This is a genomic window from Faecalibacterium sp. DFI.5.82, from assembly GCF_029076575.1.
Classification (GTDB): domain Bacteria; phylum Bacillota; class Clostridia; order Oscillospirales; family Ruminococcaceae; genus Faecalibacterium; species Faecalibacterium duncaniae.
Genome location: NZ_JARFIS010001180.1, coordinates 1 through 287, shown reverse-complemented (window position 1 = coordinate 287; position 287 = coordinate 1). Strand labels below are relative to the sequence as shown.

Below are 287 nucleotides of genomic sequence, written 5' to 3'. Positions count from 1 at the left end.
GCCTCCCGATCCAGCAGGCGGGAGTGCTCACTCAGGGCACGGCCATGGGCGTAGAACCGCACGCCGTGCTCCCCCACCCAGACAGCTGCCACACCGGTATCCCCCATCAGCTCCATGGCACGGTGGGTCACACGGGTGCCGGGCCCCAGCAGCAGGACAGATATGCCCGCTGCCGGAACCTGAACGATTCCCTTTTCATCCGTTACGGTAATGGCTCCATTGTCCCGGCCATGGGTGCAGTGTTCCAGATACAGGAAGGTCATCCGGTCCCGGAGCTGCGGCAGCGA

At 64.8% G+C, this 287-nt stretch carries 1 pseudogene; it reads right to left on the bottom strand.

The annotated features are described in order from the left end of the window. Positions 1-287, bottom strand: a pseudogene (locus P0G09_RS20635) (type I-E CRISPR-associated endonuclease Cas1); the annotation flags it as partial.